A 9,039-nucleotide genomic window follows, 5' to 3' on the forward strand; every position below is an offset into this window, starting at 1 on the left:
GGAGGGTCGCGCCGATGTCGGACGTACGCGTGGTCGTCATCGACTGCACGGACACCGGGGCGTCCCCGCCGACCGCCACTGATCCGACCTGGATCCGCCGGCTCCTCCGGCGCTCGGCGAGCTTGGTCGGTACGGACGGCATGCCGAGCGAGACGGCGGTCATGGCCTCCCTCCCGGTTTGGCGGAGACCGTCTCGCGCAGGGCGCGCAGCGACTCCTTCAGCGATCCCATGGTGGCGAGCACGGCGGTGGGCTCGTAGCCGCAGTGCGCCATGCAGTTGGCGCAGCGCGGGTCCTTGCCGCGGCCGTACTGGTCCCAGTCGGTGTCCTCGATCAGTTCCCGGTACGTCGGCACATAGCCGTCGCTCATCAGGTAGCAGGGGCGCTGCCAGCCGAAGAGGGAGTAGTTCGGGATCGCCCACGCGGTGCAGGGGAAGTCGACCTTGCCCTCGAGGAAGTCCAGGAACAACGGGGAGTGGTTCAGCCGCCAGCGGCGGCGGTTGCCGCCCGCGAACGCCTTCTTGAACAGTTCCCGTGTCTGCTCCACACCCAGGAAGTGCTCCTGGTCGGGAGCCTTCTCATAGGCGTAGGCGGGCGAGATCATCATCTCGTCGACCTTGAGGTCGTCGTTGAGGTAGTTCAGCACCTCGATGATGGTCTGCGGGGTGTCGGTGTTGAAGAAGGTCGAGTTGGTGGTGACCCGGAAGCCGCGCCGCTTGGCCTCCTTGATGGCCTCCACGGCCTCGTCGAACACGCCCTCCTTCGCCACGGACTCGTCGTGCCGCTCCCGCAGGCCGTCGATGTGCACGGCGAACGCGAAGTAGGGCGAAGGCGTGAACGTGTCCATCTTCTTGCGCATGAGCAGGGCGTTGGTGCAGAGGAACACGTACTTGCGCCTGGCCACCAGCTGGCGCACGATCTCGTCGATCTGAGGGTGCATCAGGGGCTCGCCGCCCGCGATCGACACCATGGGCGCCCCGGACTCCAGGACCGCGCCCACGGCCTGCGCGACGGGCATCCGTTGCTTGAGCACCCCGGCCGGGTGCTGGATCTTGCCGCAGCCCTCGCACTTGAGGTTGCAGGCGAAGAGCGGTTCCAGTTCGACGATGAGCGGGAACTTGTCCCGCCTGCGGAGCTTTTGTTCGGCCAAGTATGTAGCGACCTTGATGGACTGACGCAGCGGCATGGCCATCTGGCTCACCTCCTGGGGAGCAGCAAGGAACGGTGCCATTCATAGAAAGCCGGAAGTACGCAACGAAGGACACGGAAAGCCGATATTCCACCGCGGACCGTGCCGATGCGGACCAGTTCGTGTTCAGGAGCGTCCACGACCACCCGGACGGCCGCAACCGGGCGCTCGCCCGTCCGGACGGCGCTCAGAAGCGTGGCCGCGGATTCCATGTCGACCGCGATCGCGCCGGTGGCGAGCAGATCGGACCGTTCGTGACCGCGGACGACGTGGTCGGAGCCGGTGAGCGGGCCGGTGTGGACGGTGCGCCCGGGCACGGCGCGCACCAGTTCCTTCACCAGCAGGTCGGTCCCGACGCACGGGACGCTGCCGCGCGGGTCACGGGTCTCCTCGGCGACGACCAGGTCACCGGGGTGCATCTCGGGGGCGAGCCCCGCGCAGAACCCGGTGGCCAGGACGGCCGCGTCACGCAGGGCCGGGCCGGCCAGCACCCGGGTGACGGAGCGCTCGGCCGCCGCCGGACCCATGCCCGTACGCAGGACGGTGACCGGCCCGCCCGGAGTACCCCGCTCACGCCTGCGCAGGGCGAACTGCTCGATACCGAGCGCGCAGGCGATCAGCAGCGGGGCCGGGGCGGGCTCGGGGCTCATCAGCTTCCCTTCGCCTCGGCGAGTGGCTGCTGCCCGGCGGCGTCCGCCGACCCGGCGCCGGCCTTCGCCGCGGCCGGCTTCTTGCTGAAGGGCTCCCCGTGCACATACCGGCCGAGTGCGGTGAGCGGGAAGACTTGCCGGTAGAGGTGGTAGTTGATGGAGAAGTCCCAGGGGAAGCCGGTGCCGGTGAAGTACGGCTCGTCCCAGGAGCCGTCCTCGCGCTGGGTGGCCGCCAGCCACTCGATGCCGCGCTCGACGGCCCCGGAGTCACGCTCCCCCGCCGCGAGCAGCGCCATCAGTGCCCAGGCGGTCTGTGAGGCGGTGGAGGCTCCCCTGCCGCTCCACTCCCGGACGTGGCGGTAGGAGCGCAGGTCCTCGCCCCAGCCGCCGTCGTCGTTCTGCACCTTCTCGAGCCAGGCCACGGCCCGCCGGATCGCCGGGTGCGAGTGGGGGAGCCCGGCCGCGGCCAGCGCGGGAACCACGGAGCCGGTTCCGTAGAGGTAGTTGACGCCCCAGCGCCCGAACCAGGAACCGTCCAGCTCCTGTTCGGCGAGGAGCCACTGGATGCCACGCCGGGTGCGCGGGTCGTGGGCGAGGCCCTCGACGGCGAGCATCTCCACGACGTGTGCGGTGACATCGGCGGACGGCGGGTCGATGACCTCGCCGAAGTCGCAGAACGGCAGCCGGTTCGGGAAGGGGCTGGTGTTGTCGACGTCGAAGGCGCCCCACGCGCCGTTCTTCGACTGCATGCCGAGGTTCCAGCGAACGCCCCGCCCGATCGCGTTGTCCAGCCGCTCGGGGTCGTGGTGCTTGACCCGGCGCAGCGCGAGGACCACCTCTGCGGTGTCGTCGATGTCGGGGTAGTTGTCGTTGTGGAACTCGAACGCCCATCCGCCGGGCGGCAGATGGGGCCGGCGCACGGACCAGTCGCCGGGCCGCACGACCTGCTCACCGAGCATCCAGTCGGCCGCTTTGACCAGTTGCGGATGGTCGGCGGGCACACCCGCGTCGGCCAGCGCGATGGTGGCGAGACAGGTGTCCCACACCGGCGACTGACAGGCCTCGATCATGCGGGCCCCGTCCTCGCGCCACACGGCGAAGCGGTCCAGCGAGTCCAGGCCCGCACGCATCACCGGATGATTCAGGTCGTAGCCGAGCAGGTGCAGCGCGATGACCGAGTACACCGCCGGGGGCTGGATACCGCCCCAGCAGCCGTCGTTCTCCTGCCGCTCGATGATCCAGCGGGCGGCGGCGTTCACGGCCGCTCCGCGCAGCCGGCGCGGTACGGCTCTGCGCAGGGCGTGCAGGCCCTTGTCCAGCCGCTGGAAGGCGCCGTCCCAGCTTCTCGCCGGAGCGAGCGGCCGGGGAGGGTTGGGGCGGTGCGGGTCGGTGTGCAGCTCGTCCAGCGGGAACGGCGCGGGACGCACCGGCCGCTTCGCGGAGACGACCGTCAGCGGCACGATGGTCTGCCGGGCCCAGCAGCCGAAGTCGTAGATGTTGAGCGGCACCCACGAGGGGAACCAGATCAGTTCGGGCGGGAGTTCGGGCAGGTCCTCCCATCTCCACCAGCCGAACAGGGCCAGCCAGATGCGGGTGAAGACCCGGGATGCGGCGATGCCGCCCCGCTCGCGGATCCAGGCGGAGGCCCTGGCCATGTGCGGGGCGTCGGGCGGGTCACCGGCCAGCCGCAGGGCGACGTACGCCTCGATGGTGGCGGAGAGTTCGCCGGGTCCGCCGTGGAAGGTGGCCCAGGTTCCGTCCTCGCGCTGCTCCCCGCGGATGAACAGGGCGGCGGCGCGGGTGGTGTCCTCGTCGCGGATGCCGAGGAACTGACGCAGCAGCAGGTCCTCGGCGTCCATCGTGACGTTGGTCTCGAGGTCGCCCTTCCACCAGCCCTGGTCGTGCTGTTGGGCCAGGAGGAGGTCGGTGGCGCGCCGCACGGCGCGGGCGGCGATGTCGGGAACCCCGGCCGCCTCGGGGACGTCGTTGTCGTTTTCGCTGGCCGCGGTCACGCGGGGCGGCAGAGCCGCCCCGGTGCTTCCGTCGGTCGTCGCTGTCATGGCTTCCCCTTCGTGCAGTCCTGCGAGGTGCGTCTGCTGTGGGTCCGCCGTCGGCCGGTGCCGTTCTCCCCGCAACACCGGCCGGCGACTACGCGAGGGCTATTCGACCGATAGTGATCATCTCTTTCGTACGACGACGAAGTCCGCGAGCGCCGTGAACTGTTCCCGCACCCGGTCGGGCATGTCCACGGCGTCGAGGGCCTCGATGGCGATGGTGTGCTGACGGCGTGCCTCGCCGGCGGTCCACTCGCGGCCGCCGGCCTCCTCGATGAGTGCGGCACGGGCCGCGAACTCCTCCTCGGAGAAGTTCGCGAAGTCACTGCCCCCGGCGTCCGCCGCGAGGATCTCGCCGAGTCGCCGGGAGGCGGGGCCGTCCGCCGCGAGTGCGGCCACGACCGGGAGGGACTTCTTGCGCTGGCGCAGGTCGCTCCAGGCCTGCTTGCCGGTGGCCTCCGGGTCGCCCCAGATGCCGAGGAGATCGTCGACGGCCTGGAAGGCGAGGCCGAGGTGGTATCCGTACGTCTCCAGCGCGTCGGCGGTGCGGTCGTCGGCGCCGCCGAGCACCGCGCCGATGGAGCTGGCGCAGGCGAGCAGGGCGCCGGTCTTGTTGCCCTCCATCTCCAGGCATTCCTCGACGCTGACGCGGTCGCGGTGCTCGTAGGAGATGTCCTGGGCCTGGCCGTCGATGAGCGCGCGGCTCGCGGTGGTGAGGCGGCGGGCGGCGCGGCCGGCCTCGGCGGTACCGAGTTCCAGCAGCACCTCACCCGCCAGGGCGAACAGGGCGTCGCCGACCAGGATGGCCTGGGCGGGGCCGTGCACCTTCCAGACGGTGTCGCGGTGCCGGCGCTGTTCGTCGCCGTCCATCAGGTCGTCGTGCAGCAGCGAGAAGTTGTGGACCAGTTCGACGGCGACCGCTCCGGGGACGCCGGTCCCCGGAGCGGCCCCGGGCACCTCGGCGGACAGCACGGCGAGCGCGGGGCGCACGGCCTTGCCGCCGTCACCGTCCGCGGGCCGGCCCTGGGCGTCGATCCAGCCGAAGTGGTAGGCGGCAACCGAGTTCATGGGAGGTGCCAGGCGGTCGACGGCCGCCCGCAGTACCGGCGTGGCCAGGGTCCGCCCGCGCTCCAGGAGCGCGGGCACGTCCACCGCGGTCCTTCGAGCGGCCTGCGGGGCCGGGGGCACAGTGGGCACAGTCTCTCCTCTTGTTGCGGTACCGGGAGTGCGGGAACCTGCCGCACCGCTCCGTTGCAGCATCAGGCCGCCTCCTCGATCGCGAAGAGGTGGCGGGGGCGGGGCCGGCCGAGGGCGTCCAGCGCGGCGTCCGCCGCGCCGACTCCACTGCGGACCGCGCCCTCCATGGTCGCGGGCCACCCGGTGGCGGTCCACGCTCCGGCCAGGCACAGGCCGGGGGCCTTGGTGCGGGCGCCGGGCCTGAGTCGTCCGACGCCGGGGGCGGGAGCGAACGTGGCGGCGCGCTCCCGGGTGACGAAGAAGTCCTCGACGCGGGCGCCCCGCGTGCGCGGCAGCAGCCGCTCCAGTTCGGGCAGGTAGCGCTCGCGCAGGGCGGCGACCGGCTCGTCGATGTCGGCCTGGGCGACCGACTGGGACAGCGCCAGATACTGGCCGCGCCGCAGACCGGAGGCCTCGGTGCGGTCGAAGACCCACTGCACGGGTGTGCCGAGGGCCGCGAAGAAGGGCCGTGCGAGCACCTGACGGTCGTAGACCACGTGAACGTTGAGAATCGGTGCGGTGCCGATGCCGAGGAGTCGCTCGGGGGCGTCGAGCGCGCCCTCGGGCAGAAGGCCGTACGCCTCGCGCTGTGGCACGGCGAGAACGACCGCGTCGGCCCGGACCGTCTCGCCGGGAACCGAGACGCTCCACCCTCCCCCTCCGTGGGCAGAGACGGAGGTGACCCGTGTACGGACCTCGGTACGCACGCCCGCGGAGTCGAGCGCTGTGCGGGCGAGCCGGTCGTGCAGTTCACCCAGCGGCACCCGGGCCCACCCGATGTCGGCCGCCGCAGCGTCGGACAGCAGGCCGGTCTTGAACACCATCGCGGCGAGCGACAGGGACGTGTCGGCCGCGACCGCGTTGAGGGTGGCGACCCCGACCAGGTCCCACAGTGCCTCGACGGCCCGCGCCGACTGGCCGTGCGCGGCCAGCCAGCTGCCGAAGTCCTGGGTGTCCAGGGCCGGGTCGGCGAGGTCGAGCCCCTTCAGCGCGAGTGCGGCCCGGCCCACTGCGGCCCGGTCGGCGAGCGACAGATGCGGATACGTGGCGAGGCTGCGCCCCAGGTGCAGGGGCACGGGCAGGGCGTCGCGCCGCAGCCTGCCGAGCCGCCGCCCCTCGGGGCGCGCGACGTCGAGCACGGGCACGTCGAGACGGTCCTGCAGCGGTGCCAGGGCCGCACCCCCGATCCGGTCGAGGAACCAGCGGTAGGCCGTGCAGCAGCGCATGTACACATGCTGGCCGTTGTCGACGGTCAGGTCGCCGCGGCGGAAGGAGAAGGCGAGACCTCCCAGGCGCGGCCGGCCTTCGAGCAGGGTGACGCGCACGTTGGCGTCGGCGAGTGCGAGCGCGGCGGTGACGCCGGCGAGCCCGCCGCCGACCACGACGGCGTGCCGTCCTGCCGGGACCGGTTCGTCCGTGCGCGGCCCCTCGGTGCGTGTGCCGTGGCTCATGCGCCCTCCCCCGACCGGCCGGGCTGCTTCAGCGGTGCACGACCGGCCGTCTCAGGGGGGGACGCGACGTCGTGGCGGAGGGTTGCCTGCCGCTTTCCGCCGGGGAGCGGGGTGTCCATCAGGTGCGCCTCCTGACGGTCCGCCGGGTCACGTTCCGGGTGTCCAGCCCGGACAGGCCGCGCACCGCGACGTAGGCCTTCTCGCGTCCGGGCAGGGAGACCCGGCCGCGCAGCACGGCCCCGGGGTCGCGCTCGATGCGGTCCAGAAGACGGCGGTAGATGCCGGCCATCGCCGCCACGCAGGCGCCGCTGCGCCGGTCGAGCATGGGGAGCAGCCGGTAGCCCTCGGCGAAAAGGGCGCGGGCCCTGCGCACCTCGAAGTGCACCAGGCCCGCGAAGTCGGAGCCCTCCGGTGGCGTCGCCCCGCCGAACCCGGCCGAGCAGCCGAACTTGGCCAGGTCGTCCGCGGGCAGATAGGTGCGCCCGCCCTCGGCGTCCTCCCGGACGTCCCTGAGGATGTTGGTCAGCTGCAGCGCGAGCCCCAGCGTGTCGGCGTATTCGGGGGCGCGCTCGACACCGCGCGCGCCGGGTTCCGTGCCGAACACGCCGAGCGAGAGCCTCCCGATGGCGCCCGCGACACAGCGGCAGTAGACCTTGAGGTCGTCCCAGGTCTCGTAGGTCTCACCGCGTACGTCCATCCGGACGCCGTCGATGAGTTCGTCCAGTCCGCCGAGCGGGATCGGGAAACGGGTGGCGGCGTGTGCGAGGGCGACCGCCACCGGGTCGGTGTCGTCCTCGTCGACCGCGCCGTCGCGGATCCGGGAGAGCAGCGCCCGGGTGTCCTCCAGCCGGGCGGCCTTGACGTCGTCGGCCAGCGTGCCGTCGCCGATGTCGTCGACCCGCCGGGAGAACGCGTACAGCGCCGACATGGCGCGCCGCTCCGGTGCCGGCAGCAGCCGGATGCCGTAGGCGAAGTTGCGTGCCTGCTGTCCGGTGACGGTCTCGCAGTAGCTGTAGGCGGCGAGTACCGGTGCGGACGCGGGTGGTTGCGACGCCACGGTCCGGATCACCCCTTTCCTCGCAGAGTCACGCCCGCCTCGCGCAGCAACTGGAGCTTGCCGGGCTTCGGGGGGCCGGGGAGTACGTCGTATTCGGCGGCGGCGATCGCCCGGACCGCCGCCCTTCCTCCCGCCACGAACCCCGCGAGCAGCAGTCTGAGCCTGCCGTGGACGCTGCCCACCAGGGGGGCGCCTTCATTCAGCAGGTGCTGGGCGCGTTGAGCCTGGTACGCGACGAGTGCGCGCACCGATGCGCCGGCGGTGGGTGCGGCGAGGTCCGCCTCCCGGACACGGAAGAGCCTCATGTCCGTGGCGGGCAGGTAGACGCGGTCGCGGCCGAGGTCCTCGGCGACGTCCTGGAGGTGCTCGACGATCTGCAGGGCCGTGCAGATCGCGTCGGAGCGGCGGATCCGCTCCGGGGTGGCGGTCCCGGTCACGGCGAGGACGAGACGGCCGACGGGGTTGGCCGACAGCTCGCAGTAGGCGAGCAGATCGTCGTAGGTCTCGTAGCGCTGGACGAGCTGGTCCTGGCGGTTCGCGGCGATCAGGCCGAGGAAGGGCTCGGGGGTCAGCGCGTGGCGGCGGACCGTGGGCAGCAGCCTGCGCAGCAGCGGGTGCCGCGGCTCCGGGCCGGACGGGTCGAACACCCGGTGGAGATCGGCTTCGAAGGCGTCCAGCAGGAGCAGCCGGTCCGCCGCCTCGTCCTCCCGGACCCCGAGGAGGCGGGCGTCGGCACCACCGGGAGCCAGGTCGCCGTCACCGATGTCGTCGACCAGTCGGGCGAAGCCGTACACGGCCATGAGGTCGTCCCGCCAGGATCTGGGCAGGAAGAAGGGGGCCACGGGGAAGTTCTCGGCTGCGGCCTTGTCCAGCGTGGCTCGCTCGACGTCGACGGCGGGCGCCGCGGCGGGGGGCGTCATCGTGGACTGCCCGGGGCGGGGACGGCACATGCTGCGTTCAGCCGGGGAGTTTCCGTAGCCATTGCCGTCACGTCTCCCGTTCTACACTGCTGACCCAATGCACACTATTTCGGACACGCCGCCCAGGTTTTCACCCGGCGGTATCGCTGGATGGTGTCGGGCATTATGGCCCTGATTGCCGTCTTTCGGGACCGGTACAGCTTACGTTGTACAACGCGGTGCACATCGTCGGGGGTCTCCGGGCACCACGGCAACACGCCGATCGGTGTCAGCATTCCGCCCGGCGGCAGGAGTCGACGCCTCCCTCGCGGACGCCGGGCCCCGCCGGACAGTTCCGGTGGGGCCCAGGGTGCGTCGTGGCAGTACCGGGCTACTTCCCCGTGAACTTCTCGTATTCCTTGAGCACCTCGTCGGTCGGCCCGTCCATGCGCAGCTCACCGCGCTCCAGCCACAGCACGCGGTCGCAGGTGTCGCGGATCGACT

9 protein-coding genes and 1 pseudogene are annotated in these 9,039 nt (G+C 72.0%); all 10 read right to left on the reverse strand.

What is annotated here, in order from left to right:
* The coding region (locus tag ACZ5C2_RS38200) for a flavodoxin-dependent (E)-4-hydroxy-3-methylbut-2-enyl-diphosphate synthase (protein WP_468801537.1) at positions 1–163 on the reverse strand (163 nt) is incomplete at its 3' end.
* Positions 160–1,191, reverse strand: a complete 1,032-nt coding sequence (hpnH, locus tag ACZ5C2_RS38205) for an adenosyl-hopene transferase HpnH (protein ID WP_468801527.1) — start codon at positions 1,189–1,191, stop codon at positions 160–162. The genes ACZ5C2_RS38200 and hpnH, both read right to left, overlap by 4 nt.
* 5 nt (positions 1,192–1,196) lie before the next feature.
* Positions 1,197–1,838: a 5'-methylthioadenosine/S-adenosylhomocysteine nucleosidase family protein gene (locus ACZ5C2_RS38210; protein WP_468801528.1), complete on the reverse strand. Its 642-nt coding sequence runs from the start codon at positions 1,836–1,838 to the stop codon at positions 1,197–1,199.
* The gene (gene shc / locus ACZ5C2_RS38215; protein ID WP_468801530.1) at positions 1,838–3,898 is read right to left on the reverse strand and encodes a squalene--hopene cyclase; all 2,061 of its coding nucleotides are present in this window, start codon (positions 3,896–3,898) and stop codon (positions 1,838–1,840) included. The genes ACZ5C2_RS38210 and shc overlap by 1 nt, the downstream gene beginning before the upstream one ends.
* 117 nt (positions 3,899–4,015) lie before the next feature.
* On the reverse strand, positions 4,016–5,080 hold the full coding sequence (locus ACZ5C2_RS38220; protein ID WP_468801539.1) for a polyprenyl synthetase family protein: 1,065 nt from the start codon (positions 5,078–5,080) through the stop codon (positions 4,016–4,018).
* Between the two features lie 71 nt (positions 5,081–5,151).
* Positions 5,152–6,579: a hydroxysqualene dehydroxylase HpnE gene (hpnE, locus tag ACZ5C2_RS38225; RefSeq protein ID WP_468801532.1), complete on the reverse strand. Its 1,428-nt coding sequence runs from the start codon at positions 6,577–6,579 to the stop codon at positions 5,152–5,154.
* The gene (locus tag ACZ5C2_RS38230; protein WP_468801533.1) at positions 6,576–6,698 is read right to left on the reverse strand and encodes a DUF6380 family protein; all 123 of its coding nucleotides are present in this window, start codon (positions 6,696–6,698) and stop codon (positions 6,576–6,578) included. Before ACZ5C2_RS38230 ends, hpnE begins: the two co-directional genes overlap by 4 nt.
* Positions 6,698–7,648 carry a presqualene diphosphate synthase HpnD gene (gene hpnD / locus ACZ5C2_RS38235; RefSeq protein WP_468801534.1) on the reverse strand — a complete coding sequence of 317 codons (951 nt, stop codon included), beginning with the start codon at positions 7,646–7,648 and terminating at the stop codon, positions 6,698–6,700. Before hpnD ends, ACZ5C2_RS38230 begins: the two co-directional genes overlap by 1 nt.
* Positions 7,645–8,556 (reverse strand): squalene synthase HpnC, encoded by a 912-nt coding sequence (gene hpnC / locus ACZ5C2_RS38240; RefSeq protein WP_468801535.1) that lies wholly within the window; start codon positions 8,554–8,556, stop codon positions 7,645–7,647. Before hpnC ends, hpnD begins: the two co-directional genes overlap by 4 nt.
* 370 nt (positions 8,557–8,926) lie before the next feature.
* Positions 8,927–9,039: pseudogene (locus ACZ5C2_RS38245) on the reverse strand (ABC transporter ATP-binding protein); the annotation flags it as partial.

This window comes from Streptomyces sp. NPDC031365, assembly GCF_055569765.1.

Excerpts from the sequence above, each read along its gene's own strand:
- hpnH (WP_468801527.1), bottom strand. The coding sequence starts at position 1,191 with ATGGCCATGCCGCTGCGTCAGTCCATCAAGGTCGCTACATACTTGGCC.
- ACZ5C2_RS38210 (WP_468801528.1), bottom strand. The coding sequence starts at position 1,838 with ATGAGCCCCGAGCCCGCCCCGGCCCCGCTGCTGATCGCCTGCGCGCTC.
- shc (WP_468801530.1), bottom strand. The coding sequence starts at position 3,898 with ATGACAGCGACGACCGACGGAAGCACCGGGGCGGCTCTGCCGCCCCGC.
- hpnE (WP_468801532.1), bottom strand. The coding sequence starts at position 6,579 with ATGAGCCACGGCACACGCACCGAGGGGCCGCGCACGGACGAACCGGTC.
- ACZ5C2_RS38230 (WP_468801533.1), bottom strand. The coding sequence starts at position 6,698 with ATGGACACCCCGCTCCCCGGCGGAAAGCGGCAGGCAACCCTCCGCCAC.
- hpnC (WP_468801535.1), bottom strand. The coding sequence starts at position 8,556 with ATGACGCCCCCCGCCGCGGCGCCCGCCGTCGACGTCGAGCGAGCCACG.